This window comes from Micromonospora sp. DT231, assembly GCF_049847025.1.
Classification (GTDB): domain Bacteria; phylum Actinomycetota; class Actinomycetes; order Mycobacteriales; family Micromonosporaceae; genus Micromonospora.
In genome coordinates, this window is record NZ_JBNCNO010000003.1 from 195,528 (window position 1) to 213,807 (window position 18,280).

General features: G+C 72.3%; 15 protein-coding genes. 7 read left to right on the forward strand and 8 right to left on the reverse strand.

The features are described 5' to 3' along the window. Nucleotides 1-107 precede the first annotated feature (107 nt). The 4 genes from ACPXBU_RS09085 (at nucleotide 108) to ACPXBU_RS09100 (ending at nucleotide 5,338) form a co-directional block, all read left to right on the forward strand. Nucleotides 108-1,388, forward strand: a complete 1,281-nt coding sequence (locus ACPXBU_RS09085; protein WP_425757700.1) for an MFS transporter — start codon at nucleotides 108-110, stop codon at nucleotides 1,386-1,388. Next, nucleotides 1,385-2,368, forward strand: coding sequence for a hypothetical protein (locus tag ACPXBU_RS09090; protein ID WP_425757701.1), 984 nt, complete (start codon nucleotides 1,385-1,387; stop codon nucleotides 2,366-2,368). The genes ACPXBU_RS09085 and ACPXBU_RS09090 overlap by 4 nt, the downstream gene beginning before the upstream one ends. A 116-nt stretch (nucleotides 2,369-2,484) precedes the next feature. Next, nucleotides 2,485-4,011, forward strand: a complete 1,527-nt coding sequence (locus ACPXBU_RS09095) for an alkaline phosphatase D family protein (protein ID WP_425757702.1) — start codon at nucleotides 2,485-2,487, stop codon at nucleotides 4,009-4,011. Between the two features lie 13 nt (nucleotides 4,012-4,024). Continuing rightward, nucleotides 4,025-5,338 carry a hypothetical protein gene (locus ACPXBU_RS09100; protein ID WP_425757703.1) on the forward strand — a complete coding sequence of 438 codons (1,314 nt, stop codon included), beginning with the start codon at nucleotides 4,025-4,027 and terminating at the stop codon, nucleotides 5,336-5,338. 15 nt (nucleotides 5,339-5,353) lie between these two features. Here ACPXBU_RS09100 and ACPXBU_RS09105 read toward each other — a convergent pair whose 3' ends face one another. The 6 genes from ACPXBU_RS09105 to ACPXBU_RS09130 all read right to left on the reverse strand — a co-directional run bounded on the left by ACPXBU_RS09105 (nucleotide 5,354) and on the right by ACPXBU_RS09130 (nucleotide 13,977). Beyond that, nucleotides 5,354-6,400: an ABC transporter ATP-binding protein gene (locus ACPXBU_RS09105; protein WP_425757704.1), complete on the reverse strand. Its 1,047-nt coding sequence runs from the start codon at nucleotides 6,398-6,400 to the stop codon at nucleotides 5,354-5,356. Then, on the reverse strand, nucleotides 6,397-9,432 hold the full coding sequence (locus tag ACPXBU_RS09110; RefSeq protein ID WP_425757705.1) for an FtsX-like permease family protein: 3,036 nt from the start codon (nucleotides 9,430-9,432) through the stop codon (nucleotides 6,397-6,399). Before ACPXBU_RS09110 ends, ACPXBU_RS09105 begins: the two co-directional genes overlap by 4 nt. Nucleotides 9,433-9,510: 78 nt before the next feature. Beyond that, nucleotides 9,511-10,158 carry an ABC transporter ATP-binding protein gene (locus ACPXBU_RS09115; RefSeq protein WP_393367319.1) on the reverse strand — a complete coding sequence of 216 codons (648 nt, stop codon included), beginning with the start codon at nucleotides 10,156-10,158 and terminating at the stop codon, nucleotides 9,511-9,513. 96 nt (nucleotides 10,159-10,254) lie between these two features. Beyond that, complete coding sequence (locus tag ACPXBU_RS09120) at nucleotides 10,255-10,821, reverse strand: TetR/AcrR family transcriptional regulator (RefSeq protein WP_425757706.1); 567 nt, start codon at nucleotides 10,819-10,821, stop codon at nucleotides 10,255-10,257. A gap of 52 nt (nucleotides 10,822-10,873) precedes the next feature. Further along, a complete protein-coding gene (locus ACPXBU_RS09125) occupies nucleotides 10,874-11,539 on the reverse strand; it encodes a PH domain-containing protein (RefSeq protein WP_425757707.1) in 666 nt (221 codons plus the stop codon). Beyond that, nucleotides 11,536-13,977 carry a PEP/pyruvate-binding domain-containing protein gene (locus ACPXBU_RS09130; protein ID WP_425757708.1) on the reverse strand — a complete coding sequence of 814 codons (2,442 nt, stop codon included), beginning with the start codon at nucleotides 13,975-13,977 and terminating at the stop codon, nucleotides 11,536-11,538. The genes ACPXBU_RS09125 and ACPXBU_RS09130 overlap by 4 nt, the downstream gene beginning before the upstream one ends. A gap of 133 nt (nucleotides 13,978-14,110) precedes the next feature. Between ACPXBU_RS09130 and ACPXBU_RS09135 the strand changes: the two genes are divergently transcribed. Together ACPXBU_RS09135 and ACPXBU_RS09140 are read left to right on the forward strand one after the other, a co-directional pair. Further along, entirely contained in the window at nucleotides 14,111-14,773 is a 663-nt protein-coding gene (locus ACPXBU_RS09135) for a M23 family metallopeptidase (RefSeq protein ID WP_425757709.1), read from the forward strand. A 74-nt stretch (nucleotides 14,774-14,847) separates the two neighbouring features. Then, nucleotides 14,848-15,078, forward strand: coding sequence for a DUF2188 domain-containing protein (locus tag ACPXBU_RS09140; RefSeq protein WP_425757710.1), 231 nt, complete (start codon nucleotides 14,848-14,850; stop codon nucleotides 15,076-15,078). 129 nt (nucleotides 15,079-15,207) lie between these two features. On the opposite strand, the gene ACPXBU_RS09145 is transcribed toward ACPXBU_RS09140, so the two are convergent. Both ACPXBU_RS09145 and ACPXBU_RS09150 read right to left on the reverse strand, forming a co-directional pair. After that, nucleotides 15,208-16,230: a DUF4331 family protein gene (locus tag ACPXBU_RS09145; protein ID WP_425757711.1), complete on the reverse strand. Its 1,023-nt coding sequence runs from the start codon at nucleotides 16,228-16,230 to the stop codon at nucleotides 15,208-15,210. 55 nt (nucleotides 16,231-16,285) lie between these two features. After that, nucleotides 16,286-17,533, reverse strand: a complete 1,248-nt coding sequence (locus tag ACPXBU_RS09150; protein ID WP_425757712.1) for a family 16 glycosylhydrolase — start codon at nucleotides 17,531-17,533, stop codon at nucleotides 16,286-16,288. 347 nt (nucleotides 17,534-17,880) lie between these two features. On the opposite strand from ACPXBU_RS09150, the gene ACPXBU_RS09155 reads away from it, so the two are divergent. Then, nucleotides 17,881-18,279, forward strand: a complete 399-nt coding sequence (locus ACPXBU_RS09155) for a hypothetical protein (protein WP_425757713.1) — start codon at nucleotides 17,881-17,883, stop codon at nucleotides 18,277-18,279. The last annotated feature ends 1 nt before the right edge of the window (nucleotide 18,280 follow it).

Genomic DNA, 18,280 nt, shown 5'->3' on the forward strand with positions numbered 1-18,280 from the left:
GGCACGTTCACCCACGCCTCGCCCGGCTGCCACGCGCGGTCCGTTGTGCCCTTCGCGACGAGTACGGACGATGGCTGGCCGGCAGTTGTCGACCCGAGGAGATGCTCGTGTACCTGTCGACCGTTTCCCGACCGGTCGCCGACCCGCCCGCACCGGGGCCCCGGCGTCGACGGCTCGCCCTGGTCAGCGGCAACGTCGTCGCACTCGGCACGGTCAGCCTGATCACCGACGTCTCCGCCGAGATGGTGGCCGCCGTCCTACCGCTCTATCTGGTGCTGGGCCTCCAACTCAGCCCGGTGGCCTTCGGCGTGCTCGACGGCGTCCACACCGGCGCCACCGCGCTCCTGCGGGTCGTCGGTGGGTTCGCCGCCGACCGGTTCCGGCGGCGCAAACTGATCGCTGGCATCGGCTACACCCTCTCGGCGGTCGCGAAGCTCGGTCTGCTGCTCGCCGGCCGGTCGATACCGGCGATCGGTGGCGTCATCGCCGTCGACCGCCTCGGCAAGGGACTGCGCAGCGCACCACGCGACGCGCTGATCACGCTCTCCACGCCACCCGAGGCGCTGGGTCGGGCGTTCGGGGTGCACCGGGCGATGGACAGCGTCGGCGCGTTCCTCGGACCGCTCGCCGCGTTCGCGGTCCTGCTCGTCGTCGGGCAGTCGTACGACGCGGTCTTCGTCACCAGCTTCTGCGTCGCCGCGCTGGCCGTCGTCGTGCTCGTGCTCTTCGTCCGGGAACGCCCCGCCGAGCAGGCGACGGACGGCCCGGACGACCCGAGCGTCACCGTCCGGGAGGCGCTCGGCCTGCTGGGCGGGGGACCGGCCCGCCGGCTCGTGCTGGCCGCGGCGATGCTCGGGCTGGCCACCATCGGCGACGGTTTCGTCTACCTGCTGCTGCAACGCCGCGAGGACCTCGGCCTGCGCTGGTTCCCCCTGCTCGCGGTGGGGACCAGCCTGGCCTACCTGCTGCTCGCCGCCCCGCTCGGCGTCCTCGCCGACCGGATCGGCCGGCTGCCGGTGGTGCTCGGCGGCTACACCGCGCTCGGTGCCACGTACCTGCTGCTGGCCGGTCCGGTCGACGGTTGGCCGTTGATCGTGCTGACCCTGGGGCTGTACGGCGCGTTCTACGCCGCCACCGACGGCGTGCTCATCGCGCTCGCCGGACCGGTGCTGCCGGCGCGGCTGCGGACCACCGGGATCGCGCTGGTGCAGACCGGGCAGGCCCTCGCGTACCTCGTCTCCTCGATCCTGTTCGGTCTCGGCTGGCAGGCCTGGGGGCCGGAGGCGGCGATCCGCGCGGCGGCCGTGGCGGTCGCCTGCGTCCTGGTCGGCACGCTGCTCCTGCTGACCGCCCCGTCCCGTCTCGTCACCCGGAGGGTGCCCCGATGACTGCGTTGTCGACCCGAGCGAAACTCGGCGTGGTGGTCGCCTCGGCCGTGCTGCTGGGCAGCGTGGCAGCCGGCTACGTGGCCGTGGCGGCGGAACCTGCCCGGACGCCGCCGGCCGCCACCGGCGACCAGGTGGTCACCCTGACGCCCGGTCCGCGCCTGCTGGCCATCACCGACCGGCACCTGTCCACCGTCGCCACGGCCGACCCCACCGGGCCCCGCACCGTCTCCGGCGTGGAATGCCTGCGGGCGTACGCCGCGGGCGGCACCGGCGTCTGCCTGAGACCGGAGACCGCCTGGTCGTACGAGGTCGTCGTGCTCGACGCGGCGCTGCGCCAGACGCGGGCGGTCGGCGTGCCGGGTCTGCCGAACCGGGCCCGGGTGTCGGCCTCCGGCCGGATGGTCTCCTGGACGACGTTCGTCGGTGGCGACTCCTACACCGCCAGCGGCTTCTCCACCCGCACCGGGATTCTCGACACCACCACCGGCGCCACAATCAACACGCTCGAAGAGTTCGCCATCACCCGGGACGGACGCCGCTACCGCAGCCCGGACGTCAACTACTGGGGCGTCACCTTCACCGCCGACGACAACCGCTTCTACGCGACCATGTCCACCGGGGGCAAGCGCTACCTCGTCCGGGGTGACGTCGCCGCCCGTACGGTCGAGACGGTGCGGGAGAACGTGGAGTGCCCGTCGCTGTCACCCGACGGCACCCGGATCGCCTTCAAGGAGGCGATCGACGCCGACCCGGCGAAGGGCTGGCGGCTGTCGGTCCTCGACCTGGCGACCATGCGGGTCACCGCGACCGCCGAGACGCGCAGCGTCGACGACCAGGCCGCCTGGCTGGACGGCGGCACACTCGCCTACACGAGACGCCAGAGCGACGGCCAGCCCGACGTCTGGAGTGTCCCGGCCGACGGGTCCGCGACGCCGACACTGACGATCCCGGGCGCGGAGTCCCCGGCGCCGCTCACCTGACGGTCCGGCTGCCGGCGGTCCGGACACCTGCCCGCCTTGGCGCGGACAGCCTCCCGTCATGCGGGATTACGCGCCACACCCATCGCCGTTCATCGACGTTCTCAAGGCTGTTGACCATGACAAGGTTGAGCCGTCGCATTTTCGTCCTCGGTGGACTGGTGGCTGCCGGAATCGCGGTGACCCCCCGCCAGGGTGCCCGCGCCGCGGTGCCGTATCCCTTCAAACTCGGTGTGGCGTCCGGTGATCCGGCGCCCGACAGCGTGGTCCTCTGGACCAAGCTGGCACCGTCTCCGCTCAACGCCGACGGGCAGGGCGGCATGGCCAACGCCGACGTGACGGTCGAGTGGCAGGTGTCCACCACCGACAGGTTCACCTCGCTCGTCGCCTCCGGCTCGGTGACCGCCCGCTACGCCGACGCGCACTCCGTGCACGCCATCGCCGGTGGGCTCGCCGCCGACTCGGACTACTACTACCGGTTCCGGGCGCAGGGCCAGATCTCCCCGGTCGGGCGGACCCGGACCGCCCCGGCGCCCAGCACCGTGGGCCGCGACCTGGTGATGGCCTTCGCCTCCTGTGCCCACTACGAGGCCGGCTACTACACCGCGTACCGGCGGATGGCCGAGGACAACCCGGGGCTGATCCTGCACCTCGGCGACTACATCTACGAGGGTGGCGTCGGCACCTCCACGGTGCGGCAGCACGTCGGCGCCGAGATCGTGTCGCTCGCCGACTACCGCCGCCGGTACGCGCTCTACAAGTCCGACCCGGACCTGCAGGCGGCGCACGCGGCAGCACCCTGGCTCGTGGTGCCGGACGACCACGAGGTGGAGAACAACTACGCCAACATGGTCCGCAACGACAGCAGCCCGACGCTCACCGCCGCGCAGTGGACCGCCCGACGGTCGGCCGCGTACCGGGCCTACTACGAGAACATGCCGCTGCGGCCGGCCTCCGCCGCCAACGGCAACAGCATCCCGCTGTACCGGCGCATCCGGTGGGGACAGCTCGCCACCTTCCACCTGCTCGACACCCGGCAGTTCCGCGACGACCAGGCGTGCGGGGACGGCTGGAAGGTCTGCGCCGACGCGGACCTGGCCTCCCGGTCCCTGACCGGCGCGACCCAGGAGGCGTGGCTGCTCGACGGGCTGGCCCAGCGCTACGGCACCTGGGACATCCTCGGCCAGCAGGTCTTCTTCGCCCAACAGCTCGACGCGAACGGGGCGGCGAGCATGGACGCCTGGGACGGCTACCGGGCCTCCCGCAGTCGGATCCAGACCGGCTGGCAGCAGCGTGGAGTGCGCAACCCGCTGGTGCTCACCGGCGACGTGCACCGGTCGTGGGCCAACGACCTCAAGGCCGACTACGCCAACCCCGCCTCGGCCACCATCGGCACCGAACTCGTCTGCACCTCGATCACCTCGACCGGCAACGGCAGCGGCAGCACCACGGTCCCGAACGCGGCGGCCAACCCGCACCTGAAGTTCTACTCCGACCGGCGTGGCTACGTGCGGACCACGATCAGCCGCAGCCAGGTCCGCGCGGACTTCCGCACGGTGCAGACGGTGACCGAGCACGGCGCCGCGGCGGCCACGGCCCGCTCGTTCGTCATCCTCGACGGCCAGCCCGGCCTCCAGGCCGGGTAGAAGGAGACCCACAATGACCGCACTCACGACACTGCTCGCCGCCTCCCTGCTGCTCCCGAGCCTGGCACCGGCCCCGATCGCGGTCACCGCCGAGGCGATCACCTGGACCACCGCGAACAGCGTGGCCACCGGTGACCAGGACCTGCCCGGCATCGCCATGAACCGCAACGGCCAGGTGGCCGTGGTGTGGGAGGACGACCGGGACAGCACCGCGCCCGAGGACGACACCCACAGCGAGATCTACCTGCGACTGTTTCGCGACGGCACGCCCGCGTACGAGGTGAAGCTCTCCGGCGGGGGCACCAGCGGGGCCGCCTGGCGGCACATCAGCCCCGACGTGGGGCTCGACGACCGGGGCAACGCCGTGGTGGTCTGGGCCGCCGACGGCGACGGCAACGGTGTCTACAACATCCAGTACCGGGTGGTGTCGTCGAGCGGCGCCGTGCTCGCCTCGGGGCAGGCCAACGCCAGCGACGCCGGGCAGCAGATCTGGCCGAAGGTGGCGCTCGACCCGGACGGCGCGCCGACCAGCGGCGCGGTCGGGTTCACGGTGGTCTGGGAGGACGTCCAGGGGACCGCTCCGGCCACCGTCAAGGCCGCCGGCTACACCGCGGCCACCACCAAGGCGTACGAGGTGACCGCCTCGCAGACCACCGGCTCGCACCACCGCCCCGACGTGGCGGTGTCCGCCACCGGCGAGGCGCTCGTGGTGTGGGACGAGGACGCCGACGCGAACGGCTCGTACAACATCGGGTTGACCCGCCTGGCCCGGTCCACCGGCGCGGTGGCGCTGTCGCGGCGCACCGCCAAAGCGCAGAGCGGCGGGCAGCAGCAGCGACCGTCGGTCGCGGCGAACGTCGCCGGGGACTTCACCGTCGGGTGGGAATCCGACCACACCGGCGCCCGAGGCGTCTGGGCGCGGTCGTTCACCGCCACCGGCACCGCCCGCCACGACGAGGTCCAGGTCTCCACCGGGACCGGGGCCGTCGCGCCCGGCGTCGGCATCGACGACCAGGACAACGTGGTGGTGGGCTGGACGGTGTCGGGCGCCAACCCGGACGTCTGGGCGCGCGGCCTCAACCCGGACGGCACCTCCACCGGTCGGCTGGCGGCCCAGGCGTTGAGCCAGACCACCACGGGTCGGCAGGAGCATCTGGCCGTCGCCGCGTCGCCATGGGGCGAGGTGAGCCTGTGTTACACCGACGACAACGACGGGAACGCCTTCGACCAGGTGCTCCTGGGGTTGGGCGCGACGAACTCGACCTGGCTGATGTCGGCCGACGAGCTGCGCCGGTTGAAGGCGCGGGCGGGCGTCACGGCGCACTGAGCCGACGGGTCCGGGTCAGGCGGCGTGGTCGGGCCCGCCGCCGTCCTTCGCCACCCCGTCGTCCGCGCCAACGGACGACGGGGTGGCCACGGCGCGCAGAGTGACCGCCTGGTCGGCGTGCTCTACCTCGAACAACGTCCCGGCCGGGAAGGCCGCGAACGCCTCGGGTGGCAACTGGATCGTGCCGTCACCGGCCACCACGGCGAAGTCCCGGCCGTCGCGGCCCTCGGCCCCGACCCGGCCGTCCCGGATGGTGACGGCGCGGCCCAGCCGGGCACCCACCTCGCCGTCGTGGGTCACCACGACCACCGTGGTGCCCCGCTGGGCGTTGACGGTGGCCAGCGCCCTGAGCACCTCGTCCCGACCGGACGCGTCGAGCTGGCTGGTCGGCTCGTCGACCAGGAGCAGCCCGGGCCCGGCCGCGAGCCCCTGCGCCAGAGCGGCCCGCTGACGCTGCCCCGGAGTCAGGTCGCCCACCCGCCGCGCGCCGTGACCGCCGAGGCCGACGAGTTCCAGGACCGCCTCCGGCGGGTCGAGCCGACGTCCGGCGATGCGCGCCGCGGGTCGCTGCGCCAACCAGACGTTGCGCGACAGCGACACGTACGGCAACAGGTTACGTTCGGCGCCCTGGAGCACCGTGCCGACGGTGGCCCCGCGCAGGCCCGCCAGGCCCTTGGACGAGAGCCGGGACAGCTCGTGGTCGCCCACGTGCACGCGGCCGGCGGACGGTTGCAGGAGCCCGCCGAGGATCGCCACCAGGGTGGACTTTCCCGAGCCGGACGGCCCCACCAGCGCCAGCATCTCGCCCGGCGAGATGTGCAGGTCCACCCCGGAGAGCGCGACGACGTCGCCGGTGCCGGTGGAGTAGATGTGGATGAGCCGGTGGCAGGTGACGGCCACACCCCCGGCCGGCGGCTCGGCGGCGGTCGGCCGCTCCGGCCGCTCGGCAGTCAACGGCTCGTCCTGCGGCTCGGCAGTCATCGGCTCGTCCTGCGGCTCGACGGTCATCGGCTCGTCCTGCGGCTCGACGGTCATCGGCTCGTCCTGCGGCTGGGCGGTCATCGGCTGCTCCGGCGGCGCACCGAGGCGGCGATGACCCGACCGAGCACGACCGCGGTGAGGGCGAACAGCGTGACAGTGGGCACCACGAACACCAACAGCCGGCCGAGGTCCGGCCACTCGGGTATCGGGACCGGGGAGCGGCCATCACTGAACAGTCGTTGCCCTCTTCGGGTGAGCAGCCAGATCACCAGGGTGACGAGACCGCCCGACACGGCGGCGACCGCGACCGGTAACCCGTAGCCGCCGCGGACGGCGCGCGCTGGCAACCCCTGCCGACGCAACGCCACCAACATGGCCACCCGGGTACGCTGCTCGGCCGCCGCCATCGCGATCAGGCCGGCCGCCCCGATCAGCACCCCGGCCAGGGCGGCGAACAGGTTGAAGCGCAGTGCCAACGCCGGAGCCTGCCGATCGAAGTCCTGGCGAGCCCCGGTGATCGTCCGCTCGCCGACGATCGCCAGACCCTGGGCGCGAAGCCGGTCGAGGACGTCGGCGGGCGCGGTCGCGGCCAGCCACACCTCCTTGGTGCCGCTCTGGCCGGAGACCGCGATCCGATCGGCGTATTCCAGGTCGACGATCAGGCCGGCGCCACCGAGCTGCGGCAGACCGTCGGCCACCCCGTCGATCCGGGCCGTGGTCGGTGCCCCGTCGACGCCTTCGTGCGGATAAGTGGCGCCGAGCTGCGTCCCCTCCGACCGGGTCACGTAGACGGGCAGCGGAAACGGTGAGTCGGCGACACTGATGCCGTCTACCCCCGCACGCCCCTCCCACATCTTCAGGGCCAGCGCTGGGGACGAACCGCCCGTGGCGCTGACCTCCGAGTCATCCCCCGCGACGGTGCGTCGCCACCGCCTCAGATCGGCGAACTGCGTACCGGTCAGCACCACCGTGTCGGCGTTGCCATCGCCGATGCGCATCTCCTCGAAGTGGACCGTCACGTCCTGCCACATCACCGCGGTGACGATTTCCATCTTGACCAGGCGGCACTGTGTCACGCACTCGGGCACCGGAACGACGTACTGGTCGCGCCCCGGATGGATGTCCGGCTGCGCGACGACCACCCGAGTGCCATTGGCGCTGGAGACGGTCACCGCGAGGCGCGGCGCATTCCCCCCGAAGACCTCCGTGTCGAAGCTGGTGGTCGACAGGCCGACGCTGAGCAGTCGCCCCCGGAGCAGCACCGGCTCTCCGGGCGGGGCGGGGCGGATGGCGCGCGCGATGTCCGCGAAGGACGCTCCGTAGGACGGGTGCGGCACGGCCACCGCCGTCAGCCGGGCGGAGTCCACGGCGAGCACCGGTGTGCCGCCGTCGGGGAGCCTTTTCGTCACGACCGCGGCCATCGCGAAGCGACCCTCGGGATCGGCCTTCCGCACGGCCGCCAACAGGTGCGAACGGGACGGCGCGTCGACCTCGACCACGCGCGGCGCGCCGACCTCCACGACCGCCCGATCGCCGTAGGCGGCCGAGGCGAGCTCGTTCATCGACGCCGTGAAGGCGAGCATGGCGACAGCGACGGTGAGCAGCGCGATCAGCGGTCGGAACCGTGGTTGCCGGGCCACCTGCACCAGGGCGAGGCCGACGGCGGTGCGGCCCCGGGCCAGCAGTGCCGCACCGACCGCGGCGCCGGCCAGCATCGCGACCCGTGCCAGCAACACCGCCGCGGCGAGCGCCCCGGCGACAGGTGCCACGAGTGCCAGCCCGCTGGGCGACCCGCCGGAGCGCAACTGCACCACGGCGGCTGCCGCGATGGACACCGCGACGACGTCGCCGATCGTCGCCCGCCACCCCCGGACCCGGGCCGGCACCCGACGCAGCAGGTCGACGACAGGTGCGGACAGCATCCGAGCCTGGGCCAGCAGCACCGCGGCGAGCGCGCCGGCCGCGCCGATGGCGGCGAAGGCGACAACGTTGGCGTCCAGCGTGACGTCGGCGCGGGCCGGGAGGGTGTGCGCGGCGAGCAGTGTGGCAGCGGCGACGCCACCCAGGCAGCCGAGGGGGATCGCGACCAACGCGGGTACGGCGTGTTCGCCGATCGCCAGCGCCCACAGTCGTCGGCGTTGCACTCCGCGGAGCAGGAGCAGGCCCTGCTCCGGTCGCCGCTGCTCCGCCGCCGAACCCACCGCGACGAAGAGCACCAGCCAGCAGAGCAGCACGAGCAGCCCGGCGCCCAGCGTGACCCCGTCGGCCAGTTGCCCGCGTTGCCGCTCGATGCGGTCGAACAGGCTGGTCGTGGTGGTGCCGGCTCCGAAGTTCTCGCGGTTTCCGTCCCGCTGCAGCTTCATGACCGCGGCCCGCAGCTCCGGCATGGACCCGCTGTCCAGCAGCTTCTCGGTGACGTAGAGGTCGGCCGTGGACCGGTGCAGGATGACATCGTCGTCGGGCAGGGGAGCGGCCTCGGCGATGAAGATGGCATCCTCGGCGCTGCCCGGGATCGACGTGCCGGGGGAGCCCCCGGTGGCTGGGCGAATGAGTTCCCCGCCGAGCCAGAACGGATCGGTCACGTCCTGCGCTCGGTAGATGCCTGTCACCCGCACGGGCACCGCGGCGAAGGTGAAGCGATCGCCGACGGCGACACCGAGCCGCGCGGCGGTGTGCGTGCTGACCATGACCTCGGGGGGCTGGTCTCTCGAGGTGGCCCGGGGGCAGGCGCCAACCACGGCGACCCGCTCACACACCCCCTCCCGGAAGATCAGGCGGGAGGTCACCTCTCCGGCTCGGCCGGCGGCGACGCCACCGGTCTGAGCGCCCAGGACGACGTCGAAGCCGGCCGGCGTCAGTTGCCGGACCGTGCTGGTGAACACGGTGCGGGTGGGGTCACCGGGCATCCCCGGATATTCGGCGCCCTCGGCGAGCCGGATGCGAAGCTCGTTGGGCTCCGCAGTGGACATCTCGTACCGGGCCAGCGCCTGCCCGGCCGCGGCGACGTAGCTCGGTGCGGCCGCCGCGGCGGCGCTGGCGAGCACCGCGAGCAGGAGCACCGCCAACGCCTGTGCTCGGCGGGCCGCGATCGCACCCCAGATGACGGTCAGCATTGGTGCCGAGGTTATCGACCGGACCGCCCGCCCGCCGCCCCGTACCGGTAGACCGAGACCTGCCGGTTACCGGTGGCCTCAGTCGCGGAGGATCTCGGCCCGCCCCTCGACGAGGTGCAGCTCCGCCTCGCAGGCGGCAGCCACCTCCGGGTCGTGGGTGGCGAACACGACAGCCGCGCCCCGGCGTGCCTCGCCGTGCAACAGGTCCAGAACCCGCTGCCGATTGCCCGCGTCCAGCTCGCTCGTCACCTCGTCGGCCAGCAGCACGCTCCCGCGCAGGGCCAGGCCGCGGGCGACGGCCGTCCGCTGCTGTTGGCCACCCGACAACTCCTCGACGAGTTGGTCGGCCTGGCCGGCAAGGCCCAGCAGCTCCAGCATCGCGGCGGTCTGCCCGCGGGCCTCGGGTGGGGTCACGCCATCGGCCACGAGCGCCACCTGAAGGTTCTCGGCGGCCGTGAGGATCGGGGCCAGGCCGTTGTCCTGTGGGACGAGCACGATCCGGTGCGCGACCGCGTGATCGCGGTCGCGCAGCGGCTGCCCGTCGACTGTCACGGACCCTTCCCGTGGCCGCAGCAGCCCGGCCAGGGCGTGGAGCAGCGTCGTCTTGCCCGCGCCCGACGACCCGGTCAACGCCAGGACCCGTCCCGGCCGGACCGTCAACGAGATCTCCCGGAGGACGGCCGGCGCGTCGCCGTAGCCGACTGACGCCCCCTGCATGCTCAGCATGTGCCACCGCCCCTTTTTCCGGCTTCCAAGGATCCGCAGACTGCCACGGCGGGCGGACCCGCACAATCCCGTCGATCCGCCAGCGATCTGAGGTGGTCAGTCGAAGAGCAGGTCGAGGTGGGCGTCCAACGCGCCCAGTGCCTGCTCGACGGTGTACTGCCCACCCAGCAGGTAGACACCGAGCCCTTCCATGAGCGCCAGCAGACCGGCCGCGGCGGCGTCGCCGTGCCGGTCGGGCAGGACGCCGGCGATGAACCCGGTGAGCTGCCGGGTGCCCTCGCGCAGGCTGGGCACGGCGGCCGGACGCACCGCCGTGTAGGCGAGGAACGCGAGCGCCACCCGCCCGTCGTCGCGGGTGCCCTCGTCCAGGGGCAACAGCGCGGCGAGCATGGTGCGCAGCAGCAGCCGGGGTGGCGGGTCCACGCCCAGTCGTGCCAGCGCCTCGGTGACCCTGATCTGGCCGCGTTCCCGCACCACGCTCAACGCGAACGCCATCATCTCGTCTTTCGTCCGGAAGTAGTGCTGGACCATTCCGGCGGACACACCGGCCGCGGTGGCCACGTGGCGGAGGCTGACGGCCTCCAGGCCCTGGTCCGCGGCGACCCGCATCAACGCGTCCGCGATGAGGGTGCGGCGCTCCTGGTGATCGACCTTCTTGGGCATGGCCTCGATCGTTTCACAGTGGGTGGCCCGGACAGCCCGCCAGCGGCGGCGGTTACCGGCTGACCGGGTGGTTAGCGGGGGTGCCCCGCGCGCTGCGCAGGAGGCCGTCCGGGTCGTCGGCGTACAGGCGCAGCTCGTTCACCGGCATCGACCCGGCCTTCGGCAGGTCGAAGGTCAGCGGCCGGCGCAGCAGGACGTCGACGCTGGTCTGGCTGCCGACCGAGATGGATACCACCCGGCGCTCACCCTCCTGCTCGACCTGCACCGACCTGCTCGACGGCAACGAGCGGTGGCGCTTACGCAGGGCCTCGACGTCCGCCCACGGGATCCAGATGTCGATGCCCGAGCTGAGCCGCACCCGCAGGCCCCGGTCGCCCACCACGTGCGGATGGATCGTCATGCTGGCCCAGAGCCCGATCATCCAGAGCAGACCCCAGACGCCGAGGCCCAGCACGATCCAGCGGGCCGGCCGCCACGGCACCACGTGGGTGACCACCACGTCGAAGATGGGGATCTCCACGACCGACAGGGCGATGAAGATGCCCAGGATCGGCTTGACCACGCCGAGGTAGCCGAACGGCTCGTCGCCGGGTCCCAGCGGCAGGGGGCGGCGCCGGGCCCAGACGTACAGGCTGCGCCACGTCGCGGCCTCGGCCTGGGCCGCCCGACGCAGCAGCGGGCCCACCCGCGCCCTGGCCGGTGCCTTCGTGTCGGTCACTGTCGTCCTTCCCGCTCGGGCGTCGACGGTTGGTGGACCGTGATGGTGCCGGCGCCACCGTCCACGGTGACGAGCTGTCCGGTGCGGATCGTCCGGGTGGCGTCCGGCACGCAGATGACGGCGGGAATGCCGTACTCCCGGGCCACGGTCGGGCCGTGCGCCATGATCGCGCCGGTCTCGGTGACCAGCGCCGCCGCGGTGAGGAACAGCGGGGTCCAGCCGGGGTCGGTGGTCGCCGCCACCAGGACGTCGCCGGGCTCGACGTGCGCGGTGCCCGGGTCGTGGACGACCCGGGCGGGCCCGGTCACCCGGCCCGCCGACGCGCCCACTCCGGCGAGCGTCCCGTCGGCGGCGGGCGCCGCCGGCAGGACGGTCTCGACGTCGGTGCCGTCGGAGAGCAGCGCCACCGGCACGCTTCGGCGGCGCAGCTCCCGGCGGTGCGTCGCCCGTCGGGCGGTCACGGTGCCGCGCAGATCAACACCCTGGTGTACGACGGTGTGCGCCTCGTCCAGGGTCAGGAACATGATGTCGTCGGGCTGGTCCAGCAACCCGGATTCGTGCAGGTCGGCGCCGATGAGCAGCAGTTGGCAGCGCGTCTCCCGCAGTGGGTACAGCCCGGCGAACTTGCCGGCCTCGCGCAGGCCGGCAAGTGACCGCGCCCGGCGCAGCAGGAACCCGGCGACGCTGCCCCGCACCGGCCGCCGACGGCGGGCCCGCCCGACCAGCTCCTCCAACGCCGCCTCCGCTGCCGCGCCGGCCCGCTGGAAGCGCTGATCGGGGCCCTGCCGCGGATCGGTGACCCGCAGGTAGTTCGCGACCGCGGCGAAGACCGGCGTGGGATCCTCCGCCCAGCGCGGCACCCCGAGGTCGACCTCGGCGACGCCCCGGTGGCCGTAGGCGTCCAGGAAGGCGGTCATGCCGATGTCGGGCAGCGTGCCGTTCAGGTGGCGTGTGGCCAGCTCGGTCGGCGGGGTGTCGAGCAGGAGCTGACGGTGGTCGCCCGCACCCTGGGCGAGTCGCCAGAGGGCCAGGTCCATCTCGATGGTGACGTTGTGCGGCATCCCGGCCAGCACGGCGTGGATCTCGTCGGGACCGGCGAGGCCCCTGAGGAGGGTGGTCGGCAACGCGGTGGCGAGCATCCCGGCGACGATCGGCCACATGATCGCGTCGGCGGTGTCGTCGGCGTCGGCGTCAGTCGCCTGGACGAAGCGCAGCCGATCGGCCGCGGTACGCAGGTCGGCGGGGGCGGCGGACCGTACTCTGAGCTGCTCGACGGCCTCGAACAGCCGGATCCGCGCGGCCTCGGGGCGGGCCAGCGCCCGCAGGATCCCCACCACCGCGCGGCCGGCCGTCCGCAGCGACGCGGCCCCCGGTGCCCGGCCGCGCGTGGCGCCGCCCTTGGTCGGGGCGAACCGGGGATCCGCGAGCACGTGCTGCATCACCGCCTGGGCGCGCGGCCCGAAGTCGACAGCCAGGAGCCGCACCAGTCGCTTACGGGACGATCCGTCCCGCGCGAGGTCGGTCAAATCGCCGTAGAGGCGGCCGCCGATGTCGACGATCTCGACCCGCACCCCGAGCGCGGCGAGCATCCCGGCGATCTGCGCCCGCAGGGTCGACATGCCCATCGGGGTGACCGGTTGCCGCATGCCCTGGACGTGCCCGAACTCCAGGTAGACGCGGGGGAGGGGCTTCCCGCTCGGCGGCGGGGCGGGGAACAGGCTGGTGATCGGCCGGGACTGGAGGAGCCACAGCACGTCGTCCGCGTCGAAGGCCCACTCGACATCCTGCGGGCAGCCGAAGTGCGCCTGCAACCGTTCGCCGGTGGCGCGGAGGCGGGCCAGTTGGCCCGCCGTCAGGCAGCCGGTCTCGTCGCGCGTGACGTCGTCGAGGAGGTAGTGGTCGACGGCGGTGGCGCCGTCCACCACTGTCGTGCCGAGGCCGGCGGCGGCGTCGACGGCCATCTCGTCGCGGCGCCCGGTCAGCGGGTTCGCGGTGAACAGCACCCCCGCCACCGTGGGTGTGACCATGCGCTGCACGACGACGGCCATCAGCACCGTTCGATGATCGATGCCGTGGGCGTCGCGGTAGGCGGTCGCGCGGTCGCCGTGCAGCGAAGCCCAGCACTTCTCGATGGCGGCGATCAGCTCGGCGGTGCCGGTGACGTTGAGGACGGTGTCCTGCTGCCCGGCGAAGCTCGCGTCCGGCAGGTCCTCGGCGGTGGCGCTGGAGCGGACCGCGACGGGGCCCGCGCCGAGCCGCTCGTACGCGGCGACGACCTCGGCCGTGGGGATGACGCCGAGTCGGTGCGCCTCGGTGGTGACGCAGAAGCCCTCGGGCACCCGTTCGCCGTGCCTGATCAGCTCGCCCAGCCCGGCCGCCTTGCCGCCGACCAGGTCGGTCAGGTCGGCGCTCGCCTCGGACAACGCGATGACCTGCATCGGGCCTTCTCTCTTTGCAATGCAACCGTATTGCATCCACTGTAACGCTTTTACGATGCAACTGCAATGTCACTCTGGCCGTGGGGCGTGACCGGGCGCCGAGGCATTGCCGGCGTCTGCCATCCTCGAGACGGTGACGACCGGCCGCTCGACCACAGCCCGCTCCCACCGCCCCGCCCGCAGCCCCAAAATCCGCGTCCTCATCGCGCTCGTCGCGGCGGCGGCAGTCCTCGGTGTCATCCTCGCCATCACGCTTGTCGTCGTGCCGATGCTGCGACCGGCGGGGCCGCGCCCGCTCTTCCAACTGCCGGTCGCCTGCGGCGAGACGTGGCAACTGGGCACCTATCCCGGTCACGACGACTACGACGTCGACCTGTTCCCCACCGAGGGCGAGGCGTGGGGGCGGCCGGTGCTCGCGTCCTACGGCGGCACGGTCACCGAGGCGGGCATCAACGGGTCGCTCGGTGGTCGTACGCCGGACAACCCGGAAGGGCCCCGCGGGCGGGGCGGCGGTTACTGGGTGAAGATCGACCACGGTGGCAAGTGGGAGACGCAGTACCTGCACATGCTCGAACCGCCGTTGGTGAAGGTCGGGCAGGAGGTCGCTCAGGGTGACCAGATCGGGCTGCTCGGCAGCACCGGCAACTCCGGCGCGCCGCACCTGCACTACGAGCAGCGGCGCGGCTGGGAGAAGGTCGAGACCCACTTCGACGGTGCGCCCTCGGGCATCACCACCGACGAGCGCGAACACACGGTGCGGCTGACGAGCGGCAACTGTCCTCGGGCCGTCTCCTGAGGACGGCGGTTTGCCCGGCCCGGCTGCGGGCACTGATATCCGAGGAACACTTCGGATGCAGGGAGGAGTCGGCCATGGTCAAGGGTGACGTCGACACGTACCACGAGGACGGGCAGTGGAAGAACAAGGCGGAGGGCAACGAGCGGGCCACCAGCACGCATGACGCGAAGGCCGACGCGCAGGCCCAGGGCCGGGACATGGCGGCCGACCGTGGCGTCGAGCACGTGGTCAAGAAGCAGGACGGCACGATCGGGGAGAAGAACACCTACCCCCGCAGCCGCGATCCCCGCGACATCGAGGGCTGACACCGTCCTGCCGGACCTGCGCTGGCCTCGTCGAGTCGAGTCGACGAGGCCAGCGCAGGTCCGTTTCGGCGGTCACCCCGGGAACGTCAGCCCTCGCCGTCGAGCGGTGGGCGACGCGCCGGCGCCCGGTCAGGCCGGCACCACGTACGGAAAACCGGCGGCGCGGGCGGCCTTGGTGACCTCCGGGGTGAGGCCGGACGTGGTGCCGGTGTTGAGCACCAGGGAGAACATCACCTCGGGTGCGTTGTCGGCCATGCCGCGCCCGTTGCGGACCGCGAAGCCGTAGTTGGCCGCCGTGCCGACCTGGTAGGACAGCAGGTCGGGATAGAGCTGTCGGGCGACGCTCCACCCGTACGCCTGCGGGTCGGGGGCGGTGCCGTTGGCCGCGACGACGCCGGCGACGGCACTCGCGATCTCCTCGCCGTCCTCGGAGAGGTCCCTGCTGGGGTGCCGGACGTTCGCGGGGTCGGAGAAGTCGGTGTCGTGCGGCCAGAACAGCGGCCACATCATGGGGTGGCCGGCGCGGTTGATCTGTCGCCACCCACCGGCGTCGGTGGCCAGCATCGTGCGGCACCAGACGCCGATGTCTGTGCCGTCGCGCAGCAGCGGCTCGTCGTGGGAGACCTCGAGGACGATCGACTCGACAGTCGTGCCGGCGAAGCTGTTCTTGGCCTGGTCCGTCCGCCATGCCGAGCGGTCCACCCGGGCGCCGTTCTTGAGCGCGCCGTTGATGGTGGCGAGTTCGTCGAGGTCGACGTAGAACGGGTCGGTGATCCGCCCGGCCCAGACCCGGGCGTTGCCGCCGGTCGACACCTCGCCGGTGTGCCCCTCGACGATGGGCGTGCCCATCGCGGCGTCGTCGCGGGCATCCTCGCCGGCGAGCTCGTACAGCTGGAGGGTCTGCCTGCCGTCGCCGTCCGGCTCGCCGAAGGCGAATCGGTAGGCCAGACCCTCCATCTCCGCGCCGTTGAAGTGGATCTTTATCTCGTACCGCGCCTCGGCGTGGAAGCCGCGCTTGATGTCCGCCTTCGTCACCGAGCTGTTGACGTCCATGACGAACACCGTGGCGCGGTCACCGTTGAAGACGTACAGGTCGTCGATGTAGAGCTGGCCGCCCTGGGCGGCCAGCGGGGTGTCGAGATGGTGCGACATGAACTGACTCCCGAAATGCCGGATTCTGGACGTATCCGAACATAGCGGGCAGTCGTCAGATGCGGGACCACTTCTGGTTGGCGGCACCGAGGCAGTCCCACAGGTGCAGCTTGCCGCCGTTGTTGGGGTTGGCGTCCCGCACGTCCACGCACCTGTTGGCGTTGAGGTTGACCAGGTCACCAGCGGCGTTGAGGGTGAAGCGCTGCGCGGTGTTGCCGTTGCAGCTGACCAGGTTGACCTCGGTGCCGTTCGCCGTGCCGGCCCAGGCGGGGTCCATGCACTTGCCCATCGCGCGGACCGTCCCGTCGGAGGCGAAGGTCCAGGCCTGGGCCGCGGTGGTGTTGCAGTCCCAGATCTGCAGCTTGGCGCCCTCGACCGGGTTGGCGCTGGGAATGTCGACGCACCGCCCGCTCTGCGCGCCCCTGATCCGGCTGGTGCCGGGCGCCGGGTCGCCGCCGCCGGAGGTGTAGCTGGACACCCGGACATAGTCGACGAGCATCTGCTGGGGGAACTGCGTGGAGCCGTCCGGGTAGCCGGGCCAGTTGCCGCCCACCGCCACGTTGAGGATCATGAAGAAGGGGTGGTCGAACACCCAGCGGTTGCCGCCGAGCCGCGCGGGATCGACCCGGTGGTACTGGACCCCGTCCAGGTACCAGGTGATCACGTTCGGCTCCCAGTCCACCCGGTAGGTGTGGAAGGTGTCGGCGAGCGGCGCACCGAGGCTGCGGCTGCCGGTGATGCCGCCGCCGCCGGAGTAGCCGGGCCCGTGCACGGTGCCGTACACGGTGTTGGGCTCCCGGCCGATGTTCTCCATGATGTCGATCTCGCCGGCGTCGGGCCAGCCGCCGCCGGTGCCGAGCATCCAGAACGCCGGCCAGATGCCCTGGCCGCGCGGAATCTTGATCCGGGCCTCGAACCGGCCATAGGTCTGGGTGAAGGTGGCCGCCGACAGCAACCGCGCCGAGGTGTACTCACACCGCCCGTAGTGGCACTGGTAGTTGGCGGGATTGTCCCGGCGGGCCGTGATCACCAGGTTGCCCTGGCCGTCGTGGACGGCGTTGCTCGTGCTGTTCGTGTAGTACTGCCGCTCGTTGTTGCCCCAACCGCCGCCGCCGGTGTCGAAGCGCCACTTGTTCTGGTCGACGGGCGTGCCGGACGGAGAGTTGAACTCGTCCTGCCAGCTGATCGCGCCGATGGCGGCCTCGGCGCGGTCGGGGTGTGCCGGGACGAGCGCCGCGGCGGCCGCGACGAGGGCAACCGCCAGGAGTACGAGGGGACGAGGCCGGGTGCGGGCTGTGAACACGGGAGGCTCCTCAGCGGAAAGTGGTGGAGGCTGCGCGACGAAAAGGGCGGAGAGCGCTCTCTGTAGAGAAGCATGTCGATATCCTGTCTTTCTGTCAAGAGTGTTTCCAATACGCTCGCATCGCCCCTCGCGCGCCGGCGCCGAGCGCGGCTCGGCGACCGTCCGGGACTCCGAGATGGAGGCGACGACCCCCGGAGCGGTGGCCTCGTCTGTTACTCGATGGCGGTCGAATCGACCCTTCCTATTGCCGTGGGGCGTCCACCCGGGACAGGATGACGAGGCGTGCGGGAAACCTCCTCGTAACCTGCGCGCTGCTGGTCTCTGTCACAAGGAAGTGGGAGTCAGTCATGAGCGACGCGTCGACGGCGCTGGGTGTGCGCCTCTACCCGGATCTGGTCGAGCGAGGTGGTCTGGCCCCCGCGCTCATCGAAACCGCCGCCCGACACGGGCTCGATCTCGGTCGGGTCACCGCCCCCGCGCAGGGGCGGAGCCGATTCACCTGCGCCGAGCTGCACTCCGGGCAGGGCGTGGTCTGTGTGAAGCTGGGATCGCAGGCCCGCTACTTCATGATCGACCTGCGGGTGTCCGGCGAGGTGCTGGCGCGCGGCGACGTGATGGACCTGTTGCAGGTCGCCAAGGTGGCCGCCGCCTGGCAGTCCGGGCTGACGATCGCCGAGCTCACCGCCCAGTTCCCGTTCATGGAGGAGATCAGGCACCGCCCGGCGCCGGTGGCCCAGGTCGGCTGAC